This is a genomic window from Streptomyces sp. NP160, from assembly GCF_006335115.1.
Lineage (GTDB): Bacteria > Actinomycetota > Actinomycetes > Actinomycetales > Quadrisphaeraceae > Quadrisphaera.
In genome coordinates this window covers 1-22,153 of sequence record NZ_VDMJ01000042.1, presented here as the reverse complement: position 1 = coordinate 22,153, position 22,153 = coordinate 1, and the positions used below count along the sequence as shown (strand labels likewise).

Below are 22,153 nucleotides of genomic sequence, written 5' to 3'. Positions count from 1 at the left end.
CCGGCGGCCTCAGCGGGCCCGGCGGCGCAGCACGCCGTCGACGGTCACTGCGAGCAGGATCAACCCGCCGGTGGTGACCTGCAGGTAGGTGGTGTCCCAGCCCAGCAGGTTGAAGCCGTTGCCGATGAGGGTCAGCAGCAGGGCGCCGACCACGCCGCGCCACACCGCGCCCTCACCGCCGAGGATGCTCGTGCCGCCGATGACGGCGGCGGCGATCGCGTTGAGGTCGTAGCCGGTGGCCATGCTCGACTGCGCCGAGCCCGCGCGGGAGGCGAGGATGAGGCCCGCCAGCGCCGCGCACACGCCGCTGATGGTGTACGCGGCGATGTGCACCCGGTCGGTGCGGATGCCCGACAGGCGCGCTGCCTCGGCGTTGCCGCCGACGGCGTACAGGCGGCGGCCGAAGGTGGTCGAGGAGACGAGCAGGGCGGCGGCGACGGCCACCACGAGGAACATCACGGTGGCCGAGGTGAGCCCGAACAGCGACGGCCAGGTGAGCATGCTGAACTGCTCGGCCTGGTCGGCCAGCGGGTAGGCGATGGCGCCGGCGGTGATGACCACGGCCATGCCCCGGTAGATGATCGAGGTGGCCAGGGTGCCGATGAAGGAGTTGACCCTCGACTTCACCACGATCGTGCCCGTGAGCAGGCCCAGCAGGGCCCCGGCCACGACGGCGGCGACGAAGCCGCCGACCACGCCGACCTCCTGACCGACGGTGACGCCGATGATCGCGGAGACCGCGAGCGTGGCGCTGGCGGTGAGGTCGAAGACGCCGCTGATGATGCAGATCGTGGCGCCGATGGCCAGCAGCCCGACCACGGAGGCCTGGTCGAGCAGGTTCACGAGGTTCTGCTGGGTGAGGAAGGTGTCGGTGCTCAGCGACAGCGCCGCGACGATGGCGACGAGCGCCACGAGGATGCCGTAGTCGCGCACCTTCACCCCCGGCCGCGGGCGGGGGCGGGCGCCGGCCGCGCTCGTCGGCGCGGCCGTGGTGCTGGTGCTCATGCGGAGGTCCTCTCGGCGGGCTGGTCGTCGGGGTGGCCTGGTGCCTGGTCGTCCGGCTGGTCTTCCGGCTGCTCGTCCGGCTGGTCGGCGGGCTCGTCGTCGCCGAACGCGAGCGCCACCACGGCCTCGCGCGGGGTGTCGCGGCCGAACTCCCCCACCACGCGGCCGTGGCGCAGGACCAGCACGCGGTGCGACAGCGCCAGGACCTCCTCGACCTCGCTGGAGACGACGACGACCGCGCGCCCCTGGGCGGCGAGGTCGACCACGAGGTGGTGCAGCTGGCTCTTGGCGGCCACGTCGACACCACGGGTGGGCTCGTCGACCAGCAGCACGCGGGGGTCGCGCAGCAGCCACTTGGCGAAGAGCACCTTCTGCTGGTTGCCGCCCGAGAGCGCGCCGACCGGGGCGGTGGGGTCCGCGGCGCGCACGTCCGTGCTGCGGCCGACGGCGCCCACCGCCTCGCGCTCGGCGCGGCGGCGCACCACCCCTCCGGTGGACCGCGAGGTGAGGGAGCCGAGCGCGGTGTTCTCGGTGATCGACCGGACCAGCACGAGGCCCTGCTCCTTGCGCGACTCCGGCACCAGCGCGATCCCGGCGTCCATCGCCGCGCGCGGGGAGGGGCGGGCGATGACCGCCCCGTCGACGCTGACCGTGCCGGAGGTGGCGGCGTCGGCGCCGAAGAGGAGGTGCAGCAGCTCGCTGCGGCCCGACCCGACGAGCCCTGCGATGCCCACCACCTCCCCGGCGCGCACGCGCAGGTCGACGTCGTGGACGGGCCGCGGGCCTGCGGTGCGGCTCAGGCCCCGGGCCTCCAACAGCACGGGGGCGTCGTCGGGGACCGGGGCGGGGGCGGGGTAGAGGACGTCGACCTGGCGGCCGACCATGTGGGACACCAGGGAGGCGGGCGTCTGCTCGGCGGCGTCGCCGGTGTGCACCAGGTCGCCGTCGCGCAGCACGGTGAGGCGGTCGGCGACAGCGAGCACCTCGTCGAGGAAGTGGCTGACCAGGAGCACGGTGGTGCCGCCGGCGGCGAGGTCGCGCATGAGCTGCAGCAGGCCCGCCTTCTCGTGCTCGGTGAGCACGGCGGTCGGCTCGTCGAAGGCGATGACGCGGGCTCCGCGCGCGAGTGCGCGCAGCACCTCGACCTGCTGCTGGGCCCCGGTGGAGAGGTCCTTGACGCGGGTCGTGGGGTCGAGGTCGAAGCCGGTGCGGGCGAGGAGGGCGTCGAAGGCGGCGAGGTCGGCGCGGCGGGCGACCCAGCCGCCCCGGGCGCGCCAGCGGCCGAGGGCCACGTTGTCCAGCACCGTCATGGCGGGCACGAGGGCGCCCTCCTGCGTGATGAGGCTGACCCCGTGCGCGATGGCGTCACGGGGGCTGGTGATGGTGGTGACGACGCCGTCGAAGCTCACCTCGCCCTCGTCGGCGCGGACGGCGCCGCCGAGCACCTTGAGGAGCGTGGACTTGCCCGCGCCGTTCTCCCCCACGAGGGCGTGGACCTCGCCGGGGGCGATGTCGAGGTCGACACCCCGCAGCACCGACACCCCGCCGTAGCTCTTGCCGACACCGCGGACGCTGATGTGCGGCGCTGCTCGCTCTGTCACGGTCTGCTCCTCGGTCGGCCGCTCAGCCGGTCGGCTGGTCGGCTGGTGGTGGGTGCCCGGCGGCCGGACCGGGGGAGGACCCGGCCGCCGGGCGGTCTGGTGGACCCTCGGGTCAGTCGCTGTACTCGGCGGTGAGGCCGGTGAGGGCCTCCTTGGTGCCGATGGCCTTGAACGGGGTGAGGTCGGCAGAGTCCGTGGCGACCGGCACCTCCTCCCCGCGGTGCTTCTTCAGGCCCAGCTCCGTGGCGGTCTTGCCGTCGGTCTTCTCGGGGATGACGTAGGTGCCGTACCAGGAGCCGTCCATGACGCCGGCGTACGCCTGGGTCGAGCCGCCGTTGCCGACGTACAGGATGTCGGTGCGCCCCTCGGTGAGGGCGGAGGCGCCCTCGATGGCCTGCGAGGACCCGATGACGACGTCGACGTCGGGGTTGGCCTGCAGGACGTTCTGCATGGCGGTGCGGCCCGAGTCGGGGGTGTACCCGCCGATGGGGCTCGCGACCACGTCGGCCCCGCCGGCCTTGAGCGCGTTGACGGCCGCCTCGGTGCGGGCGGCGTCGAGCGGGTAGTTGTCGAAGCCCTGCAGGTACGCCACCTGGCACGGCTGGACGGCGAGCTGCGTGCAGGCGTCCAGGCCCATCTCCGCCAGGCCCTCGCCGTTGGCCGTGGGGGCGTCGACGATGGAGATGACGCCGTCGACCTGCGGCTCGATGGTGTCGAACCGCCCGCCGATCGGCGTGAACTCGACGACGACCGTGATGCCGGCGGCGAGGGCCTGCTTGACGGGCTGGGTGATGGCGGTGCCGTCGTTGGCCTGGATGACGACGACGTCGAAGCGCTTGCTGGTGACGGCGTCGGTGAGCTGCTGCACCTGGACGGCGCCGTCGAAGTTGGAGTCGACGAACTCGGCGGTCGCGTTGTCCTCCTGCGCGGCCTCCTGCACACCGGCCCACGCGGCCTGGGCGAAGGAGTTGGCCTTGGCGAAGCCGAAGAACCCGACGCGCAGCTCCTGGTCGGCGTCGACCGTGCTGGACGCCGCGCTCGAGGCGGCGCCGCTGGCGCCCGCGTTGGGGTTGCTGCAGGCGCCGGTCAGGGCGAGGGCGGCGGCGCCGAACACGGCGGCGGCGGCGCGGGTGGAGCGCTTCACGGGTTTCTCCTCGAGCTTCGGGTGGCGGTGCGGGTGACGGTGCGGGTGACGGTGCGGGTGACGGTGCGGGTGGAGCAGTCAGCAGGCGGGGCGGAGCACCGCGCCGGCGGGCGGGACGGCGTCGCCGTCGAGCAGCGGCGCCAGCGCAGCACCCACCTCGTTCCGCCACGGGTCGGCGACCCAGGCGGCGTAGGCGGCCTCGTCGTCCCACTGGGCGATGACGACGTGGGTGGCGCTGCCGGCGGCGAGGGTGCCCTCGACGGTGCGCAGCAGCACGGCACCGCGGCAGCCGGGGAAGGCGCGAGAGCGGTCCAGCACGCCGCGCTCGGCGTAGAGGTCGTCGACGGCCTGCTCGCTGCCCGGGCGGGCGCTGAGCTGCAGCACGCTGGTGATCACCGGAGTCCTCCTGCTGGGCGGTGCGGACCGCGCCGTCGCGAGCCTTCGCGAGCCGGTGGGGCGGTCGTGGGTGGCCGAATGCTGGCCGAGGGGTGCGGGCGGCGGGTGTGCCCGCAGCACACCCGGGACGGCACCGCCTGTGACGGCCGCCGGACCTGCACGAGGTGGTTGACAGCCCTCGGCGACGCGTGCCAGCGTCCGGACCCTCGCCCGACCACCGGCTGACGCAGGCCGTCGGTCCCGGACGAGCGGCCGGGTCCGTCAGACGCCCGCCCCCGCCAGAGCGCCACGCCGCCTCGGGGCACGGAGCGCGCGGTCCACCCCGCCGTCGGCGCGCCAGCGCCCCTCCCTCCCACGCGCCCCGGGTCCCGGGGTGCGCCGTCGGCTACCCGGCGCTCCCCCGCGCCGGCGAGAGGTGGACCCCGTGAGCACCAGCCAGACCAGCGGCTCGACCCGTCCGAGCAGCAGGAGCGCGCGCGTCGCCATCGACGTCGGCGGCACCTTCACCGACGTCGTGGAGCTGCTGCCCGAGACCGGGGCGCTGCGCTTCGAGAAGGTCCCGACCACCCCCGACGCCCCCACGCGCGGCGTGATGGCCGGCTTCGCCGCCACCAGCGGCGAGGTCTCCGCGGTGCGCACCTTCACGCACGGAACCACCCTCGGGCTGAACGCGCTGCTGACGCGCACCGGGGCGCGCACCGCCGTCGTCAGCACCCGCGGCTTCCGCGACGTGTACCTGCTGGGCCGCACCGACCGCCGCGTGAACTTCGACATCACCTACCGCAAGCCCACCGCGCTGCTGGAGCGCTGCGACACCTTCGAGGTCACCGAGCGCTCGTGGCACGACGGCTCGGTGGTGACCCCCTTCGACCGCGAGGACGCCGCCCGGGTGGCCCGCACCGTGGCCGAGCGCGGCTACGACGCGGTGGCCGTGTGCTTCCTGCACTCCTACGCCAACCCCGCCCACGAGCTGGCGATGCGGGAGGTGCTTGCCGAGCTGGCCCCCGAGGTCACCGTGACGCTCTCCCACGAGCTGAGCCGCGAGTACCGCGAGTTCGAGCGCACCAGCACCGCGGTGCTCGACGCCTACGTCAAGCCGGTGGTGCGCCGCTACCTGGGCGCGCTCGAGGGGGAGCTGGAGTCCTCGGGCTTCGGCGGGCGCTTCCTCATGACCCGCTCGGGCGGCGGCGCGATGAGCGCCACCGCGGCTCGCGAGCAGCCGGTCAGCCTCATCCTGTCCGGACCCGCGGGCGGCGTCGTCGGGGCGGTGGCCCTCGCGGAGGCGCTGGGGATGCCCGACCTCATCACCATCGACATGGGCGGCACCTCGCTGGACGCTTCCCTGGTGCTCGACGGCGAGCCCGTGCTGCACCAGGGCGCCGAGTTCGAGGGCATGCCCATCAACACCCCCTCGCTGTACATCCACACCATCGGTGCAGGCGGCGGGTCGCTCGGCTGGCTCGACGCCGCAGGGGCCCTGCAGGTCGGCCCTGCGAGCGCCGGGGCGGTGCCCGGTCCGGCTTCCTACGGGCGTGGCGGCGACCGCCCGACGTTCACCGACGCCGCCCTGGCCATCGGCTACCTGGGGACCGAGGCGCCGCTGGGCGGGACGCTGCGCCTGGACGCCGAGCTCGCGCACAAGGCCCTGCAGCCGCTCGCGGAGCAGCTCGGCCTGTCGGTGCCGGCGCTGGCGCGGGGCATGGTCGCCATCTCCACCACCAAGATCATGGGCGCGGTGCGGGCCATCACCGTGGAGGTGGGCCGCGATCCGAAGGACTTCGCGATGCTCTCCTTCGGCGGTGGCGGCGGCCTGGTCGCCGTCGACGTCGCCGTCGAGCTGGGGATCCCCACCGTGGTGGTGCCGCCGGGGCAGGGGGCGTTCTGCGCCTTCGGGATGCTCCTGGCCGACGTGCAGCACGACGCCTCGCGGACGGTGGTGGCCGCCCTGGACGACCTCGACCCGGCCGAGGCCGACGCGCAGTGGCGCGTGATGGAGGACGACGCCCGCGCAGCGCTCGCCGAGGAGGGCTTCGGGGAGGGCTCGACGGTCATGGCCCGCAGCCTTGACGTGCGGTACTCCGGCCAGGAGCACTCGGTGACCCTCGCCGTGGGCGCTGGTCCGCTGGACGCCGCCCGCGTCGCCGCCGACTTCGCGGCGCTGCACGAGCGCCAGTACGGCCACACCATGACCGACCCGGTGGAGGTGACCACGCTGCGGCTGCGGGCCACCGGCCTGGTCGACAAGCCCGAGCTCCCGCGCCTGCGGGAGCGCGCCGCGGCCGACGGCCCGCTGCAGCGCGACGGCGAGCGGGCCGTCCACGTCAGCGAGGAGGCGCCCGCAGTGCCCTACGCCCTGTACACCCGCGAAGCGATGCTCGCCGGCGACGAGGTCGCCGGTCCTGCCGTCGTCACCGAGCACACCGCCACGACCGTGCTGCACGCCGGCGACGTGCTGCGCGTGGGCTCGCTGGGCGAGCTCGTCATCACCGTCGGCCAGCGCTGAGACCCGGAGGCACCCCATGAGCACCAGCACGAGCAGCACGAGCAGCACGAGCAGCACGACGGACGCGATCACCACCGAGGTCATCCGCCACGGCCTGCTGGCGAGCGCCGAGGAGATGGCCCGCAACCTGTGCCGGACCGCCTACAACACCGTGGTCTACGAGATCCACGACTACGGCATCGGCCTGCACGACGCCACGGGCGACGTCGTCGCCGACGCCCCCGGCATCGCCGTGTTCACCCGCGGCAACGACCACGGCATCAAGCGGGCTGTGGAGTTCCTCGGCGCGGACGCCATGAAGCCGGGTGACGTCTTCATCCTCAACTACCCGTACTGGTCGAGCGCGCACACGCTCGACCCCCTGGTGTTCGCCCCGATCCACGCCGACGACGAGGACGGCGCTGAGCAGCTGGTGGGCTTCGCCTCCTGCCGCATCCACGTGCTCGACCTCAAGCAGAAGGACCCGGGCTACGTCCTCGACTCCACCGACGCCTCGCAGGAGGGGATCTTCTTCCCCGCCACGCGGCTGTACGTCGAGGGCCGGCAGAACGACGACGTCTTCAACATCATCAGGTTCAACTCCCGGATGCCCGAGCGGACCATCGGCGACATCCAGGCGCAGGTGTCGGCCTGCGTCACGGGCCGGCGGCGGATGCAGGAGCTCGTCGCGAAGTACGGCATGACGACCGTGCGGGCGGCGATGCGGGCGATCAACGAGCACGGGGAGAAGCTGGCCCGCCTGGCGCTGGCGGATCTGCCGAAGGGCACCTGGACCGCCCACGACTTCGTCGACAACGACGGCATCGACCTCGACCGCCTCATCAAGATGAACTGCACGGTGACCATCACTGACGACGAGTTCGTCATCGACTGGACCGGCTCGGAGACGGGGGTGCGCGGTCCCATCAACCTGCCCGTGGGGCAGACCGAGGCGTTCTGCTCGCTGGTGTTCAAGGCCATGACGACGCCGGACACGCCCGTCGTGGCGGGCAACTTCGCACCGCTGCGGATCGTCACCGAGCCCGGGTCGGTGATGCACGCCGTGCACCCGATGCCCACGTTCACGCTGTGGACCGCGCTCATCGGCGGCGAGGTGGTGCTCAAGGCCCTCGCCCAGGGCATGCCCGACCGGGTGCCCGCCTCCTCCGGCGGTGACGTCTGCTCGATGATGGGCCTGGGCACGCACCCGCGCACCGGCGAGCCGTGGCTGGAGGCGACCAACGAAGCCGTCGGCTTCGGCGGGCACGCCGGGGGCGACGGCGAGGACGGGATCATGCACCTGTCGGAGCCGGGGTGCCGCAACAACCCGGTGGAGGTGCTGGAGACGAAGTCGTCCATGGTCATCGACTCCTACGGCTACCGGCCCGACACCGGCGGCCCTGGGCGCCACCGCGGCGGCGTGGGGGTGGCCCGCAGCTACCGGTTCACCGGGCCGTCCACCGGCATCTGCCTGGTCTACAAGACCCGTACCCGGCCGTGGCCGGTGGCGGGCGGCCTGCCGGGCGTGAACAACCAGGTGTTCCTCAACCCCGGGACCGACCGGGAGGTCGTGCAGGGCGGGTCGTACAACCACCTCCAGGCCGGTGACGTGCTCGTCAACGCCACCGGTGGCGGCGGCGGGTACGGCGACCCGCTGCTGCGCGAGCCCGCCGCCGTCGGCCGCGACGTGCGCAACGAGTTCGTCTCCGTGGGTGCGGCGCTGCGCGACTACGGCGTGGTGGTCTCCGCCGACGGCACCGTCGACGAGGCGGCCACTGCGGCCGAGCGGGCGTCGCGGGTGCCGGCGTGAGCCCCGCCGTCCCGCTGGTCGTCGTGGGCGCGGACGTCTGGGACGGCGAGTCCGACAGCGCGGTCCCCGCGACCGTGGTCTGCGAGAGCGGGCGCGTCACCGGGGTGGTCGACCCCGGCAACGCCTCCGACGCGGCGGTGGCCCGGGTCCGCGAGGCCGGCGGCCGCGTGCTGGAGGCCGGCGGACGGACGGTGCTGCCGGGCCTCATCGACGCCCACTGCCACGCCTACGCCGCGGCCCTGTCGCCGCGCGACATCGAGTCGTGGCCGCTGAGCTACGTGGCCCTCGGTGCGGCGCGCCGCCTGGAGGCCGCGCTCGCGCGCGGCTTCACCACCGTGCGCGACGTCGCCGGGGGTGACGCCGGGCTCGCCCGGGCCCTGCAGGAGGGGCTCGTCGTCGGCCCGCGCTACCTCTACACCGGCGCAGCGCTCTCGCAGACCGGCGGGCACGGGGAGGTGCGCGGCCGCGGCGAGGAGCTGTGCGGCTGCAACAGCCACCTGTGCGAGGTGGTCGACGGCGTCGACGCCCTGCGCCGGGCCGTGCGCGAGCGCTTCCACGACGGGGCGCACGCCATCAAGGTCATGGCGTCCGGCGGGGTGGTCTCCGAGACCGACCCCATCCGCGTGCCGCAGTACTCCTCCGAGGAGCTGCGGGCCGTGGTCGACGAGGCGGCCCGGCGGGGCTCGTACGTGGCAGCGCACGCCTACTCCCCCGAGGCGATCGCCCACGCTGTCGACGCGGGAGTGCGCAGCATCGAGCACGGCAACCTCCTCGACGCCGCCACCGCCTCCCTCATGGCCGAGCGCGGTGCCGTGCTCGTGGCCACCCTCGGCTGCTACGAGGCCATGGCCCGTCGGGGCGCCGACCTCGGCATGAGCGCGGTCTCCCAGGCCAAGAACACCGAGGTGCTCGCCGCGGGCCGTGACGCGGTGGCGCTGGCGCAGGCCGCGGGCGTGCCGGTGGGCTTCGGGTCCGACCTCATGGGGCCGCTGGAGGACGAGCAGCTGAGCTGCCTGCGGCTGCAGCTCGACGTGCTCGGCCCGCTGCAGGGACTGCGCTCGGCGACGTCGGTGAACGCCGAAATACTCCAGCGCCCCGACCTCGGCCGGGTGCGCGAGGGCTCCGCCGCCGACCTGCTGGTCGTCGACGGTGACCCGTTCGCGCGGCCCGACGTGCTGTGGGGTCCGCCGAGCGGGCGGACCGTGGTGCTGTCAGGCGCCGTCGCCTGAGGTGCCCCGGGGCGGTGGGCTTCTGCGGGCCAGCAGCCGACCGCCCCGGTGACGGCGTCAGCTCCCCGTCGCCTCCGAGGCTCCCCACCGGGCCGACTCCCCCGCCCGCGAGACGGTGCGGGGCACGCCCCACGGGTCGTCGTCGCGCAGTGCGGGCGGCAGCACGGCCTGGGGCGCGTCCTGGAAGGCCACCGGCCGCAGGAAGCGCGCCACCGCAGCGGTGCCCACCGAGGTGGTGCGCCCGGCGTCGGTGGTGGCGGGGTAGGGGCCGCCGTGCTGCATCGCCGGTGTGACCGACACACCCGTCGGCCAGCCGTTGAAGAGCACCCTCCCGGCCACGCCGCTCAGCGCGGCCACGAGCCGCGCCACCTCGGGCCGCCCCGCCTCGTCGGGGGTGACGTGCAGCCCGGCCGTCAGCTCCCCCTCGTAGAGGTCGGGCACGGCGGCGGCCAGCGCATCCACGCCCGGGTGCTCGACCAGCACCGACAGCGGGCCGAACGCCTCGTCGCGCAGGTCGTGGCCGCCGGCGAGCAGGGCTTGCAGGGTGGTCCGCACGAGCGTCGGGGTGGCCCACGCGCCGCCGTCGTCGTCGGTGCGCACCCCGCCCTCGACGACGACGTCGACGCCGTCGCTGCCGAGGACCTCCGTGCGGCGCGCGGCGTACCCGGCGGCGATGCCGGGGTGCAGCAGCCGGTGCTCGGCCACGGCGGAGAACGCCCGCTCCAGCGCGTCGCGCAGCGCGCCGCCGTCGGCGTCGAGCGCACCTCTGGGCACGAAGACGAAACCGGGCTGCGTGCACAGCTGGCCCGCGGAGCCGGTGGCGCTGGCGGCGTAGGCGGCGGCGAAGCCGTCGCCCCCGTCCGCCGTGGCCGCCGCCAGGGCGCCCTCGGTGACGACCACGGGGTTGGTGGAGCCCAGCTCGCCGTAGAAGGGGATCGGCCGGCGGCGGGCGGCGGCGACGTCGGCGAGGTGCCGCCCGGCGCGCTGGGACCCGGTGAAGGACGCCGCGGCGATGCGCTCGTCGCGCAGCAGCGCCACGCCGGCCGCGACCGCGGCGTCGTCGGCGGCGTCGACGCCGGGGACCCCGGCCACCTGCAGCGCGTCGGCCGGCAGTCCGGCGCCCTCGAGCGCGGCGCGGACCACCTCGCCGACGGCGACGGACAGCTGGGGGTGCCCCGGGTGCGCCTTGACCACCACCGGACAGCCGGCGGCCAGCGCGGCGGCGGTGTCGCCGCCGGCCACGGAGAAGGCGAACGGGAAGTTGCTCGCCGCGAAGACGAGCACCGGGCCGAGCGGCACGAGCATGCGGCGCAGGTCGGGGCGCGGCACGGGGCGGAAGTCCGGGTCGGCCTCGTCGATGCGGACGTCGAGGTGGGACCCGTCGAGGGCCACCTCGCTGAAGAGCTCCAGCTGCACCGCAGTGCGCTCCAGCTCCCCGCGCAGCCGCGGCGCTGGGGCGAGGCCGGTCTCCCGCGCCGCGAGGACCACGAGGCGGTCGGCGTCTGAGCGCAGCGCCGCGGCCGCGGCCCGCAGCCCGGCGGCCAGCTGCGCCGGGGGCGTCGCCGCCAGCGCCGGTGCGGCGGCGGCGGCCCGGGCCGCGACGTCGTCGACGCTGCGGGGGACGGGTGTGGTGCTCACGGTGCGGTGCTCCTCGGACGTCAGCTGCTCGGTGGGCGGGTCAGAAGGTGAAGCCGGTCGGGAACGGGTCGGTGGGGTCGAGCAGGTACTGCCCCATCCCCGTCACCCAGGCGCGACCGGTGATGGTGGGGACGACGGCGGCCCGCTGCTCCTCACCCTCCCCCACCGTCGTCTCGGCCACGAGCCGGCCGGTGAAGCGGGAGCCGATGAAGGACTCGTTGACGAAGTCCTGGTCGAGCGCCAGCTCGCCGCGCGCCCACAGCTCGGCCATCCGCGCGGACGTGCCCGTGCCGCACGGCGACCTGTCGAACCAGCCCGGGTGGATGGCCATGGCGTGCCGCGACAGGCGGGCGTCCGAGCCGGGGGCGATGAACTCGACGTGGTGGCAGTGGTCGACGCCGTCGATCGTCGGGTGGTGCGGGGGCGCGGTCGTGTTGAGCGCCTCCATGACCGCCAACCCGGCGGTGGCGATCTCGTGCTGGTGGGCCCTCTCGAAGGGCAGCCCGACGGCCTCGAGCTCGACCATCGCGTAGAAGTTGCCGCCGAAGGCCAGCGAGTACGGCACGTCGCGGGCGCCGCCGGGGAAGCCGGGGACGTGGAGCACCTGGTCGAGCCGCTCGCAGTACGCCGGGACGTTCTCCAGGGTGACCCCGTCGGCGTGGCCGTCGCGCACCGCCACCCGCGCCACCACGAGGCCCGCGGGGGTGTCGAGGCGGATCAGCGTCTCGGGCTCGGTGACCGCCACCATGCCGGTCTCCACCAGCACGGTGGCCACGCCGATGGTGCCGTGCCCGCACATCGGCAGGCAGCCGGAGACCTCGATGTAGAGGACGCCCCAGTCGGCGTCGGGCCGGGTCGGCGGCTGGAGGATCGCGCCGCTCATGGCGGCGTGCCCCCGCGGCTCGTTGACGAGCAGCTGGCGCATCCCGTCCATGTGCGCCATGAAGTGCAGGCGGCGCTCGTTCATCGTGGCGCCGGGGATGACTCCGACACCGCCGGTGATGACCCGGGTCGGCATGCCCTCGGTGTGGGAGTCGACCGCGGCGAAGACGCGGGAGGCGCGCACCTCAGACGCCGGCGCCGCGGCGGGAGCGCAGCTGCTCGACGGCGGCGACGGCGCGCTCCGTCTCGGCGGTGATGGTGGCCACCTGCGCAGCGGACAGCGCACCGCGCGGCGGGCGGCAGACACCGCCGAAGCGGCCGACGACGTCCATCGACAGCTTGATGGCCTGCACGAACTCCGTGCGGGAGTCCCACCGGAACAGCGTCACCAGCTGCGTGTACAGCTCGCGGGCCTCGGCGTAGCGGCCGGAGGTCATGAGGTCGTAGAGCTCCACGGCCTCGCGGGGGAAGACGTTGGGGAACCCGGCGAACCAGCCGACAGCGCCGTCGAGCATGAGCTCCATGAGCACGTCGTCGGCACCCGCGATGACGTCGATCTGCGTGCCGGCGGCCTCGCACAGCTCAGCGATCTCGAAGGCGCGGCGCACGTCACCGGAGAACTCCTTGACCGCGACCACGTTGTCGATCTGCGCGATCTCGGCCACGAGGGAGGGCACGAGGTCGACCTTGGTGTCGAACGGGTTGTTGTAGACCATCACCGGGAGGCCGACGCTCGCGACCTGCTCGAAGTGCTCCACCACCTGCGCCGGCGTGGAGCGGTACATGGTGGGCGGCAGGCACAGCAGGCCGTCGGCGCCGTCCTCGGCGGCCACCTGCGCCCAGTGCTTCGCCTGGTGCCAGCCCGGGGCGTGGACACCGGCGACGACGATGCCGCGCTCCCCGGACGGGGTGCTGGTGGTCCGGGCCGTCTCGACGGCGACCTGCACAGCCCGGCGGCGCTCGGCGTCGGTGAGGGAGGAGTACTCCCCCAGGGAGCCGTTCGGGCCCACGCCGCGGCAGCCGTTCTCGAGCAGCCAGGCGCAGTGCTCGGCGAACCGCTCCTCGTCGACGGCGAGGCCGGCGGGCGCGGAGGGGTCCTCGCGGTAGGGCAGGGCGGTGGCGACGACGACGCCGCGCAGGTCGATGCTCATGAAGGGTTCTCCTCGGGGGTGGTGGGGCTCTTCGGTGGCAGGTCGGCGAGCTCGCCGAGCCGGACGGGGACGGCGAGGGGCCGCCGCTGGTGGGACACCCGCGGACGCGTGGGGGCGGTCGTGGACGAGGTCGGTGCAGCGGGTGGGCCGCAGCCGAGCACGGCGTCCACGGCGTGGCCGCAGATGCGGCCCTGGCACGGACCGAGCCCGGCGCGGGTGGTCAGGCGCAGAGAGCGCGCGCCGGCGGGAGTGTCGGTGGCGCTGGCGGTGGCCTGCGCGACCGAGCGCAGGCGACCGGCGGTGACCTCCTCGCAGCGGCAGACGACGGTGTCGTCGGTGACCTGGGCCAGCCACCCGGGGCGGGGAGTGTGGGCGGCGGCGAGCCGGTCGGCGAAGGCGCGCAGCACGCGACGGCGGCGCAGCAGCCGCTCGACCTCCGCGCCCTCGGTGGTGCCCGCCGCCGCCAGGCCGGCGAGCGCGCCCTCCACGAGCGCGGCGTCGGCGCCGCCGATGCCGGTCACCTCACCCGCGGCCCAGACGCCGGGGGCCGACGTGGCGCCATGGGCGTCGACGGCCACGAACCCGGCGCCCGGGTCGTCGACCGCGGCGCCGGCGGCCAGGGCCACCTCGAGGCGGGGCGTGAAGCCGTGGCTGGCGGCGAGGGCGTCGGCGGCGAGGATCCGCTCGGTGCCGGGGACGGGTGACCAGGAGGCGTCGAGCCGCGCGAGGACCACCTCCTCGACCCGCCCGTCGCCGCGGGCGGCGACCACGCCGGTGGCGGTGCGGTAGGGCACGCGGGCGGCGGCGAGCGCGGCGACGTACCCGGCCAGCTCACGGGTCTTGCCTGCCAGCACCCCGGCGCCGGCGAGCCCCGCGCCGCGACCGGCGACCAGGCGGTGCGGGTGGGCGCCCCAGCCGCGGGCGAGCTGCGCGGGGCCGGCGGCCTCGGCCACCTCGAGCACCCGAGCGCCGGTGGCCAGCAGGGAGGAGGCCACGGGGAGGAGGAACGGCCCGGCTCCGGCGACCACCACGCGCTCCCCCACGGCGAGCCGCTCGGACTTCGCGAACGCCTGCGCGGCGCCACCGGTGACCACGCCGGGCAGGTCCCACCCGGGGAAGGGCAGCGTGAGGTCGTGGGCGCCGGTGGCGACGACGAGTGCGGCCGGGTGCAGAGCGAGGTGCCGGCGGGCAGGGTCATCTGCCCGGCCGGGCGGCGTCACGAGCACGCGCACCACCAGGGACCCCGCCTCACCGCCGGACTCGACGGCCCACACCGAAGCTCCGGTGAGCACCTCGCAGCCGTCATCGCCGGCCAGGGTGCGGCGCAGCTGCGCGAAGGTCGACCAGCCGTGGTGAAGCCGCCTCTCGGCCGCGGCGGGGCGCTCGGCGGGCAGGTGGCGCCAGTACTGCCCGCCGACGTCGTCACCGCCCTCGAGCAGCACCACGCGCGCCCCCGCGCGGCGTGCGGCGGCCGCGGCGGCGAGCCCGGCGGGCCCACCCCCGACGACGACCACCTCCACGTCACGCACCTGCGCTTCCTCAGCCACGGTGCTCCCCCTCCCCGCGCTCGACCCGGACGGGCAGTCCCTCGGCCTGGGTGGTGACGACGGCCCCGTCGACAGCGCGCCGCTGGCAGGCCCGCACGTCGCGGACGCCGTCGACGGTGACCAGGCAGTCGAAGCACACCCCGATGCCGCAGAAGACCCCGCGGGGCGCTCCGGCTCGGGCGGTCCGGCGCAGCGCTCCCCCGGTGCTCGCGGAGCGGCCGGCGGCCATGACGACCCCGGCGATGCTCTGCCCGCGCACCCCGGTCACGGTCTCGCCGTCGACGGTGATGGTCACGAGCTCCCCCGTCGTCGTCCTGGCGACGTCGCGGGCCGGGTCGACGCGTCGTGCGCTCACGCCGCCGCTCCCCCGAGGCCGCCCAGGTGCGCGGCCAACGAGGGGCGGGACACGGAGAACGCCGCGGCGTCGAGCGCGGGGTCCCGGCCGAGCAGGAGGTCGGCGACGAGCTCGCCGGTGGCCGGGGCCAGCCCGATGCCGGCGCCCTCGTGCCCGGTGGCGTGCCACAGCCCTGGCAGCCTCGGGTCGGGCCCGGCCACGGGCAGGTGGTCGGGGACGTAGGGGCGGAACCCGCCGTAGCTGCGCATGACCGGCACGCCCGCCAGGCCCGGGAACAGCGTGAGCGCCCCGGCGGCGAGGCGGCGGAGCACCTCCACGCGCAGGGCGGCGTCGAACCCGACCCGCTCTCGGGAGGACCCGATGAGGATCGTGCCCGCCGCCGTCGACTCCACCACGGTGGAGGTCTGCAGGTCGGCGTCGCCAGAGCCGACGGCACCCACGTAGTCGGCGTCGTAGACCTTGCGGAACACCTGGTGCGGCTGGCGGGTGGTCACCAGCACCACACCCCGGCGAGGCAGCACCGGCAGCGGGGCGCCCAGCACCGCGCTGACCTCCCCCGACCAGGGTCCGGCGGCGACGACCACGGCGCCCGCGGCCACGTCACCCCGGCTCGTGCGCACCCCGGTCAGCCGGGCGCCGCCCTCGGCGAGCAGCGGCCCCGTGACCTGCGCGCCGGTCAGCACCACCGCGCCGCGTCGGCGCGCGGAGGCCAGCAGGGCCTCGGTGGCGACCACGGGCTGCACCTGCGCGTCGTCGGGGTAGTGGACGGCGAGGGCGACGTCGTGCGTGAGCCCGGGCTCCAGGGCGCGGGCGCCGGCTGCGTCCAGCTCGGTGGCGCGCACCCCCGCGAGGCGCTGGGTGGCGGCGAAGGCGCGCAGAGCGCTGGCCCCGCCGTCGGTGGTGGCGACCACGAGACCGCCCTTCGGCTCGAGCTCGAGGTCGGGGAAGCCGCCGGGCAGCCCGGTGCGCAGCTCCTCGCGCAGCTCGGCGGCGAGATCGGGCCAGAGCCGCACGGCGCGCTGGGCCATGGCCAGCTCGGCGCCGGGGCCCTTGTCGGAGACCAGGAGGTTGCCCTCGCCGCTGCCGGAGGTGCCGCCGGCGGCCTCGCTGCGGTCGACGACGACGACGCGCGCGCCGCCCACCGCCAGGGACCTGGCCACGGCGGCGCCGACCACGCCGGCGCCCACCACGACGACGTCCGCGGCGCGTCCGGACGGGCGCCGGGAAGGGGGTGTCGCCGTCATGGCTCCATCAGTACCATGTCACATGCCACGTAGGGAACACCGCGGGGACGAACGGGAGGGAGGCCGCTCGTGACGGTCATGGCACGCAGCACCAACCTGCGCGAGCAGGTCGAGGAGGCCATCGCGGCCGCCGTGGTCTCCGGCGAGCTGGCACCCGGCCAGCTGGTCTCCGCTCCGGCTCTCGCGGCCCGGTACGGGGTCTCGGCCACCCCGGTCCGCGAGGCGATGATGGCCCTGGAGGCCCGCGGTTTCGTCACGACGGTGCGCAACAAGGGCTTCCGCGTCACCGAGGTCAGCTACGACGACGTCGCCTCCCTGGTGGAGGTCCGCCGGCTGCTCGAGCCGCCCGCCGTGCGCCGCCTCACCGCCGAGCGCGCCACCGTCGTGGCCGAGCACGCCCCTCGGCTGCGCGCGCTCGCCGAGGACATCGTCACCGGCGCCCGCTCCGGCGACCTCGCCGGCTACCTGCGCGCCGACACCGCCTTCCACGGCGAGCTGCTCGCCCTGCTCGGCAACCGCCACCTCGTGCAGGTGGTGGGCCAGCTGCGCTCGCAGACCCGCCTCGTGGGGCTGGCGGCCGCCGTCGGCAGCCCGCAGCTGGAGCGCTCCGCGGTCGACCACCACGAGCTGCTCGACCTCGTGGTGGCCGGAGACCCGGACGCCGCCGAGCGCTTCATGGAGGCGCACGTCACCGCCGTGCTCGGCTGGTGGACCCCCTCCCCCTGAGCACCAGCCCACCGCAGCGGCGACGCCCTGGGCTCGCAGCACACCCCCGCCGCGCAGGCGGCTGCGAGAATCCGCGGGTGCTGCTGGACACCTCCGACGACGTCGCGCGGCGCGTCGACGCCGCGCTCGCCGCGCTGACCGGTGAGAGCCCGCTGCCGCTCGAGGTGAGCGCAGACCCGGCCGCGGTGGGAACCGCCACGGTCGAGCTGCGGTGGCGCGAGCCCTCCCTGCACCAGCACGGTCCGCGGTGGCCCGGCCCCGGCGGCGGCGCCGGCAGCACCTGGCCGTCCAGCGATCCCGGTGGCGCTGCCGGGAGCGGTCCGGGGCTCCTCGTCGGGCTCGGCACGCCCCCGGCCGGGTCCGCCGACGCACCCGCGGCCGAGCCGTGGCTCGTCGCCGGTCTCGCGGCGGGGGCCTGCCTCGACCGCGACGTCGTCCTGCTGCCGCCCGCGTCCGGCCCGCCGCCCGACGACGCCGCCGCCGCGGCCCTGGGCTGCGGCCTGGCCGCCGGGCTCCTCGGCACCTCCGCGGACGCCCCGGCCACCGATCCGCCCGTGGTGCACCTGACCGGCGACCTCGCGCCGCTGCTGCCGGCGGTGCGCCGCGGCCTCGCCGAGGGGGCCGCGGTGCACCTGGCCCGGCTGCTGACGTCCGCCCCGCCCGGCACGGCCACCCCAGCCCGGACCGCCGCGTGGGCGCAGAGGGGAGCCGCCGCCGCGGGCGTCGACTGCGAGGTGCTCGACGAGCACCAGCTCGCCGAGGGGGGCTACGGCGCCGTGCTGGCCGTCGGCGCCGGGTCGGCGGAGGCCCCGCGGCTGGTCCGCCTGCGCTGGCGGGGTGCCGGGGAGCGCGTCGACCTCGCGGTGGTCGGCAAGGGCGTCACCTTCGACAGCGGGGGCCTGTCCCTGAAGTCGGCCGCCGCGATGCAGTCGATGCGCTCGGACTGCGCGGGCGCCGCCGCGGCGCTCGCCGTCGTCCTCGCGCTCGCCGCGCGCCGGGCCCCGGTCACCGTCGAGGCGCTGCTGCCGCTGGCCGAGAACCTGCCCGGCCCCGGCGCGGTGCGTCCCGGCGACGTGGTCACCACGCGTTCGGGGCGGCGCGTGCAGGTGCTCGACACCGACTTCGAGGGGCGGGTCCTGATGGCGGACGCCCTCATCGCTGCCCTGGAGGGCGCTCCTGCCAGCGCGGACCGGGAGCCGCCGCGCCTGCTGGTCGACGTCGCCACCCTCACCTACGCCGCGCCGGTGGCCCTCGGCGACGAGGTCGGCGCGCTGCTGGCCCGCGACGACGCCGCCGCGGCGGTCGTGCTCGACGCCGCCCGGACCGCCGGGGAGCCGCTGTGGCGGCTGCCGGTGGCAGAGCGGTACCGCGACCAGGTCGACCTCGGGTGGGCGGTGCGCAACCACCCGCTGCACGAGCGGGGCCGGGCGATCACCGCCGCGCTGTTCCTAGGCGAGTTCGTGCCGCGCGCGCAGCCGTGGGTGCACCTCGACGTCGCCGGCCCGGCCTGGCGGGGCGACGCCTCGGCCGAGGGGGCCACCGGCTTCGGGGTGCGGACCCTGCTGGAGGTGGCGCGGCAGCTGGAGGGCTGAGCGCGCGCAGGGGCCGGCTCAGCCGCGGCCCGCGGCGAGCACGGTGCCGTCCTCGTCCAGGGTGAGGTTGACGCGGTCGGGCCGGTGGTCGGCGGTGAGGGCGTAGCACTCCGTGCCGCGACCTGCCACGCGCACCTGCAGGCCGCTGTCCCCCGCGCGCTGGGTGGCCTCGGCCTCCGACAGGCCCACCAGCGCGCGCGTCGTCTCGTCGCCCTGTCCGACGGCCGTGTCGCAGGGGCCGCCGGGAGGGCTGGAGGTCTCCGACGGCGGACCGCCCGCCGGGTCGGCGGCGCCGCACGCGGCCGTGACCACGAGTAGGGTCAGGACGACGACGGCGAGCGCCGCCCGGGACGCGCTGCGCGCTGCGTGGACCACGCCCCTGGGACGCCGGAGGGCTCCGCGCTGTTGCACCCCGGCCTGCCGGCGGCGGGAGGCGTCCGCGATCACGAGGCGGGTGGCCGCCAGCGGCGCAGGGCGGGGTTCGCCACCGCCAGCGCTGCGACCAGCACCGCGCACGCCACTCCCCCGCTGACCGCCGCGGACCCCGGTGACGTCCACGAGCTGACGAGCCCGGCGCGCGCGTTCCCCACCCCCGGGCCGGCGACCCCGACGACGTTCTCCAGCGCGCTGACCCGCCCCAGGTAGGCGTCCGGGGTGTCCAGCTGCACAACGGTGCCGCGGGCGATCACACCCGTGCTGTCCGCTGCCCCGGCGACCACCAGGAGCACCAGGACGGTCCCCACGTCGTGCGCGAGGCCCACCCCGGCCAGCGCCAGGCCCCACACCGCCGCGGACACCAGCTGCACGACGCCCGGGCGCTGCGCCCGCGCCAGCGCCGAGGTGGCCAGCCCCGCGGCGAGCCCTCCGACGGCGAGGGCGGAGAAGAACAGCCCCAGCGTGGTCGGCCGGTCGGCGAAGCGCTCGGCGTTGAGGGCGGGGAACAGCGCCACGGGCATGGCGAGCACCGTGGCCACGGCGTCGAGCGCCACGGACCCCGACAGCGCCGGACGGCGGACCACGAGGCGCCAGCCGTCCCACGTCTGCCGCGCCGCGGCACCCAGCCCCGCCAGGGGGCGCCCCGGCGTCAGGTGCTCGAGGGGCCGCGGACCCGTCGCGTCGTCGTCGTGAACGGCCGCACCCGCCGCTGCGCCCGCCACGGCGGAGCGCGGCAGGCGGAGCGTGGCGACGAGGACGACGACGAGAGCGGCGGCGTCGAGCAGGTAGCACGCGCCCGGGCCCGCCCCCGCCAGCACGGCTCCGGCGGTCAGCGGGCCCAGCAGGAGCGCCACCTGGAAGGTGAGGTGGGTCAGGGCCACACCGGCGGGCACCTGCTCGCGCGGCAGGAGGGCGCTGACGAAGGTGCGCCGGGCGGCGGCGCCCAGCGAGGCGGCAGCGGTCTGCGCGACCACGAGGCCGAGCAGCAGCACCAGGCTCGAGGACCCGGCCGCGCCCTGGGCGGCGAGCCCCAGCGCCGCCACGAGCGCGGCGGCCGTGGTGGCCAGGGCCAGGCGGCGGCGGTCGAGGGTGTCGGCGAGCTGTCCGCCGAGCAGGCCGCAGACCAGCGTGGGGACGGCGGTGGCGACGCCGACCGCCCCCACCCAGGCGCTGCTCCCCGTGAGCTGCCACACCTGGAACAGCACGGTGACGCTGGCCAGCTGCCCACTGGCCGTGGACAACGCGCTGCCGAGCCAGAGCCGCCGGAAGGGCGGGCTGGTGCGCAGCGGGCGGGTGTCGACGAGGCGGTCCCAGAGGCTCACGGCTGCTCGTCGTCGGCGAGCTTCTCGCGGAGCCGCTCGAGGAAGGAGCGCTCCTCGAGCAGCGCGCGCAGGTCGGCGACCACCTGCAGCAGCGAGTACGGGACGGCGGCGTCGAGCTCGGCGAGGAGGTCCTCGGTGGCGTTCCACTCCCGCTCGAGCAGGGGGACGGTGCCGGCTCCCGCTGCGGTGAGGGTGATGACGCGCGTGCGGGCGTCGGCGCCGGGAGCGCTGTCCACGTACCCGCCGCGGCGCAGCTCGGCCACGGTCTGGCTCATGGCGGAGTGCGTGACGCCGACCTCGGCGGCCAGCTGGCGCACCGTCAGGGGGCCGAGCCGGGCCAGGCGGATGAGGACCTTGGCGAAGCGCGGCCGGAGCCCCTGCACGTGCCGCTCGGCGTAGAGGGCGGCGATGTCGGCGTCCACCGCGTCGGTGAGCTCGGTGAAGGGACGCAGGAAGTCGCGGGTGGTGGGGTCGTCGCCGCGCAGTTCCGGGGACGTTGTCACAGCGCTGATGCAACAGCACTGTCACGAACCCGTCCAACCTGCTGCGCACGGTGCGTCGGACCGGGAGACCGACCACCGGACCAACACCGTCGAACTGAGGTGTCGACCCGCTGGGCCGCCGTGGTGCTCGACGGCGTGCAGGCGACGGCACGGGCGGCGCGGTACCTCCAGCAGCGGCACGCCCTGGTGCTGGCCCTCGACCTCCCGGGCACCACCACCCGATGGTCCTCCGAGGCCTCTGCGGCAGCCGGTGCCGCGGCGAGCACGGCCCCCTCACCCGGAGGTCGAGACCTCCTCCAGGACGCTCCTCTGGAACGCCTTCGCAGCCGCTCCCGACGGAGGCGGTGCACCGGCGGTGCGGGCGGCGACGGACTGCTCGATGACCTCCGCTGACGGCGAGCCCGTCGCGACGAGGCGGCGTCCAGCGTCGACCTTGGAGCGCCACACCCCCTCGCGGACCCGCACCAGGGCCCTGCACGCCCCCAGCACCGCGTCGTCGGCCCCGGCGGCCGGTCCACCGCCCGCCGGCGCAGGAAGAGCCATCCACCACTGCAGGGAGTCCACCAGCAGGCCGCGCAGGTCCGTCTCCGAGAGGTCGGTGAAGACTTCTGCCGCCGGTGGACCTGCCAGCACCCGACCGCTCTGGTGCAGGATGCTCCGGTCCAACCCGTACCAGAACGTCCCGTCGGCCGGCCGGCGGTCTCGTGGGTGCAGGGTCTGGCGGAAGTCCATGGCGGGGCCGTCGTTGAGCTCCAGCTCGAACCCGGGCTCCGCGGTGCCGGACCGGGCCACCGCGTCGGTGTAGACGACGAGCTCCAGGCCCCGGGCCGGGCACGGCAGTGCGCTGTGCCGCCACCGCGCCACCAGTGCACGCCTGGTGTCGTCGGTGAGCGGGCCAGCGCACACGACGGCGACGTCGATGTCGCTGCGGCCGGCGTGGAAGGCGTCCAGGGCGAGCGACCCGGCGGCGTACACCCCGACCAGGTCCCCCGCGAGCACCGACCGCGCCGCCTCGACGAGGTCGGACAGGTACCTCTGCACCTCCGGCGTCACCCGGGCATCCTCCCGTCGCCGGGTGCGGAGCGCGTGGC

Annotated in this window: 19 protein-coding genes; 5 read left to right on the top strand and 14 right to left on the bottom strand. The window is 75.9% G+C overall.

Features of this window, described 5'->3' with window-relative positions:
- Positions 1-9 precede the first annotated feature (9 nt).
- The 4 genes from FHN55_RS18900 to FHN55_RS22900 all read right to left on the bottom strand — a co-directional run bounded on the left by FHN55_RS18900 (position 10) and on the right by FHN55_RS22900 (position 4,146).
- Positions 10-1,005: an ABC transporter permease gene (locus FHN55_RS18900; protein ID WP_139713960.1), complete on the bottom strand. Its 996-nt coding sequence runs from the start codon at positions 1,003-1,005 to the stop codon at positions 10-12.
- Complete coding sequence (locus FHN55_RS18895; RefSeq protein ID WP_139713959.1) at positions 1,002-2,606, bottom strand: ATP-binding cassette domain-containing protein; 1,605 nt, start codon at positions 2,604-2,606, stop codon at positions 1,002-1,004. The genes FHN55_RS18900 and FHN55_RS18895 overlap by 4 nt, the downstream gene beginning before the upstream one ends.
- A 112-nt stretch (positions 2,607-2,718) precedes the next feature.
- Complete coding sequence (locus FHN55_RS18890; RefSeq protein ID WP_139713958.1) at positions 2,719-3,750, bottom strand: sugar ABC transporter substrate-binding protein; 1,032 nt, start codon at positions 3,748-3,750, stop codon at positions 2,719-2,721.
- Between the two features lie 78 nt (positions 3,751-3,828).
- The gene (locus FHN55_RS22900; protein ID WP_180357958.1) at positions 3,829-4,146 is read right to left on the bottom strand and encodes a putative quinol monooxygenase; all 318 of its coding nucleotides are present in this window, start codon (positions 4,144-4,146) and stop codon (positions 3,829-3,831) included.
- Between the two features lie 424 nt (positions 4,147-4,570).
- On the opposite strand from FHN55_RS22900, the gene FHN55_RS18880 reads away from it, so the two are divergent.
- From FHN55_RS18880 to FHN55_RS18870, 3 genes are read left to right on the top strand one after another with little or no spacing between them, the layout of a single operon-like run.
- Complete coding sequence (locus FHN55_RS18880) at positions 4,571-6,649, top strand: hydantoinase/oxoprolinase family protein (protein WP_139713956.1); 2,079 nt, start codon at positions 4,571-4,573, stop codon at positions 6,647-6,649.
- Positions 6,650-6,665: 16 nt separating this feature from the next.
- Positions 6,666-8,438 (top strand): hydantoinase B/oxoprolinase family protein, encoded by a 1,773-nt coding sequence (locus FHN55_RS18875; protein ID WP_139713955.1) that lies wholly within the window; start codon positions 6,666-6,668, stop codon positions 8,436-8,438.
- Positions 8,435-9,667, top strand: coding sequence for an amidohydrolase family protein (locus tag FHN55_RS18870; RefSeq protein WP_218974821.1), 1,233 nt, complete (start codon positions 8,435-8,437; stop codon positions 9,665-9,667). Before FHN55_RS18875 ends, FHN55_RS18870 begins: the two co-directional genes overlap by 4 nt.
- Before the next feature lie 57 nt (positions 9,668-9,724).
- On the opposite strand, the gene FHN55_RS18865 is transcribed toward FHN55_RS18870, so the two are convergent.
- From FHN55_RS18865 to FHN55_RS18840, 6 genes are read right to left on the bottom strand one after another with little or no spacing between them, the layout of a single operon-like run.
- Positions 9,725-11,305 carry an aldehyde dehydrogenase family protein gene (locus FHN55_RS18865; protein WP_139713954.1) on the bottom strand — a complete coding sequence of 527 codons (1,581 nt, stop codon included), beginning with the start codon at positions 11,303-11,305 and terminating at the stop codon, positions 9,725-9,727.
- A gap of 40 nt (positions 11,306-11,345) precedes the next feature.
- Positions 11,346-12,371: a proline racemase family protein gene (locus tag FHN55_RS18860; protein ID WP_139713953.1), complete on the bottom strand. Its 1,026-nt coding sequence runs from the start codon at positions 12,369-12,371 to the stop codon at positions 11,346-11,348.
- A gap of 1 nt (position 12,372) precedes the next feature.
- Positions 12,373-13,338, bottom strand: a complete 966-nt coding sequence (locus FHN55_RS18855) for a dihydrodipicolinate synthase family protein (RefSeq protein WP_139713952.1) — start codon at positions 13,336-13,338, stop codon at positions 12,373-12,375.
- The gene (locus FHN55_RS18850) at positions 13,335-14,885 is read right to left on the bottom strand and encodes an FAD-dependent oxidoreductase (RefSeq protein WP_257571127.1); all 1,551 of its coding nucleotides are present in this window, start codon (positions 14,883-14,885) and stop codon (positions 13,335-13,337) included. The genes FHN55_RS18855 and FHN55_RS18850 overlap by 4 nt, the downstream gene beginning before the upstream one ends.
- The gene (locus FHN55_RS18845) at positions 14,878-15,240 is read right to left on the bottom strand and encodes a (2Fe-2S)-binding protein (protein ID WP_139713951.1); all 363 of its coding nucleotides are present in this window, start codon (positions 15,238-15,240) and stop codon (positions 14,878-14,880) included. Before FHN55_RS18845 ends, FHN55_RS18850 begins: the two co-directional genes overlap by 8 nt.
- On the bottom strand, positions 15,237-16,484 hold the full coding sequence (locus FHN55_RS18840) for an FAD-binding oxidoreductase (RefSeq protein WP_139713950.1): 1,248 nt from the start codon (positions 16,482-16,484) through the stop codon (positions 15,237-15,239). Before FHN55_RS18840 ends, FHN55_RS18845 begins: the two co-directional genes overlap by 4 nt.
- Before the next feature lie 78 nt (positions 16,485-16,562).
- Between FHN55_RS18840 and FHN55_RS18835 the strand changes: the two genes are divergently transcribed.
- Positions 16,563-17,210 (top strand): GntR family transcriptional regulator, encoded by a 648-nt coding sequence (locus FHN55_RS18835; protein ID WP_139713949.1) that lies wholly within the window; start codon positions 16,563-16,565, stop codon positions 17,208-17,210.
- Positions 17,211-17,287: 77 nt separating this feature from the next.
- Positions 17,288-18,802 (top strand): leucyl aminopeptidase, encoded by a 1,515-nt coding sequence (locus FHN55_RS18830; RefSeq protein WP_139713948.1) that lies wholly within the window; start codon positions 17,288-17,290, stop codon positions 18,800-18,802.
- Positions 18,803-18,820: 18 nt separating this feature from the next.
- On the opposite strand, the gene FHN55_RS18825 is transcribed toward FHN55_RS18830, so the two are convergent.
- From FHN55_RS18825 to FHN55_RS18810, 4 genes are all read right to left on the bottom strand, one after another.
- Positions 18,821-19,177: a hypothetical protein gene (locus FHN55_RS18825; protein ID WP_139713947.1), complete on the bottom strand. Its 357-nt coding sequence runs from the start codon at positions 19,175-19,177 to the stop codon at positions 18,821-18,823.
- 68 nt (positions 19,178-19,245) lie between these two features.
- Positions 19,246-20,559: an MFS transporter gene (locus FHN55_RS18820; RefSeq protein WP_139713946.1), complete on the bottom strand. Its 1,314-nt coding sequence runs from the start codon at positions 20,557-20,559 to the stop codon at positions 19,246-19,248.
- Positions 20,556-21,062, bottom strand: a complete 507-nt coding sequence (locus FHN55_RS18815) for a MarR family winged helix-turn-helix transcriptional regulator (RefSeq protein ID WP_257571126.1) — start codon at positions 21,060-21,062, stop codon at positions 20,556-20,558. The genes FHN55_RS18820 and FHN55_RS18815 overlap by 4 nt, the downstream gene beginning before the upstream one ends.
- A 273-nt stretch (positions 21,063-21,335) precedes the next feature.
- Complete coding sequence (locus FHN55_RS18810; protein WP_139713945.1) at positions 21,336-22,115, bottom strand: nucleotidyltransferase domain-containing protein; 780 nt, start codon at positions 22,113-22,115, stop codon at positions 21,336-21,338.
- Positions 22,116-22,153: the final 38 nt, after the last annotated feature.